General features: G+C 56.5%; 1 rRNA gene. It reads right to left on the bottom strand.

From position 1 onward, the window contains the following. Positions 1 to 2: 2 nt before the first annotated feature. Positions 3 to 1511 (bottom strand): 23S ribosomal RNA (locus ABH937_RS38170); the annotation flags it as partial.

The following is a 1511-nucleotide window of genomic DNA, read 5'->3' as shown; positions in this document are numbered from 1 at the left end:
CTGAGGACAAGCCCTCGGCCTATTAGTACCGGTCAGCTCCACCCCTTACGAGGCTTCCACATCCGGCCTATCAACCCAGTCGTCTACTGGGAGCCTTACCCTCTCAAGGAGGTGGGAATACTCATCTCGAAGCAGGCTTCCCGCTTAGATGCTTTCAGCGGTTATCCCTCCCGAACGTAGCCAACCAGCCATGCCCTTGGCAGGACAACTGGCACACCAGAGGTTCGTCCGTCCCGGTCCTCTCGTACTAGGGACAGCCCTTCTCAATATTCCTACGCGCACAGCGGATAGGGACCGAACTGTCTCACGACGTTCTAAACCCAGCTCGCGTACCGCTTTAATGGGCGAACAGCCCAACCCTTGGGACCTACTCCAGCCCCAGGATGCGACGAGCCGACATCGAGGTGCCAAACCATCCCGTCGATATGGACTCTTGGGGAAGATCAGCCTGTTATCCCCGGGGTACCTTTTATCCGTTGAGCGACGGCGCTTCCACAAGCCACCGCCGGATCACTAGTCCCTGCTTTCGCACCTGCTCGACCCGTCGGTCTCACAGTCAAGCTCCCTTGTGCACTTACACTCAACACCTGATTGCCAACCAGGCTGAGGGAACCTTTGGGCGCCTCCGTTACTCTTTAGGAGGCAACCGCCCCAGTTAAACTACCCACCAGACACTGTCCCTGATCCGGATCACGGACCCAGGTTAGACATCCAGCACGACCAGAGTGGTATTTCAACGACGACTCCACCAAGACTGGCGTCAAGGCTTCAAAGTCTCCCACCTATCCTACACAAGCCGAACCGAACACCAATATCAAGCTATAGTAAAGGTCCCGGGGTCTTTCCGTCCTGCTGCGCGAAACGAGCATCTTTACTCGTAATGCAATTTCACCGGGCCTATGGTTGAGACAGTCGAGAAGTCGTTACGCCATTCGTGCAGGTCGGAACTTACCCGACAAGGAATTTCGCTACCTTAGGATGGTTATAGTTACCACCGCCGTTTACTGGCGCTTAAGTTCTCAGCTTCGCCCCGACGAATCAGAGCTAACCGGTCCCCTTAACGTTCCAGCACCGGGCAGGCGTCAGTCCGTATACATCGCCTTACGGCTTCGCACGGACCTGTGTTTTTAGTAAACAGTCGCTTCTCGCTGGTCTCTGCGGCCGGCCCCAGCTCAAGCAGCAAGTGCCATCACCAGTTCCGGCCCCCCTTCTCCCGAAGTTACGGGGGCATTTTGCCGAGTTCCTTAACCATAGTTCACCCGAACGCCTCGGTATTCTCTACCTGACCACCTGAGTCGGTTTGGGGTACGGGCCGCCATGAAACTCGCTAGAGGCTTTTCTCGACAGCATAGGATCATCCACTTCACCACAATCGGCTCGGCATCAGGTCTCAGACTATATGCAAGGCGGATTTGCCTACCTTGCGTCCTACACCCTTACCCCGGGACAACCACCGCCCGGGCTGGACTACCTTCCTGCGTCACCCCATCGCTCACCTAATACCCTGTTGG

This window comes from Kitasatospora sp. GAS1066B (assembly GCF_041262605.1).
Classification (GTDB): domain Bacteria; phylum Actinomycetota; class Actinomycetes; order Streptomycetales; family Streptomycetaceae; genus Kitasatospora.
The sequence above is the reverse complement of the archived record's forward strand: the minus strand, read 5'-3'. Positions and strand labels throughout refer to the sequence as shown.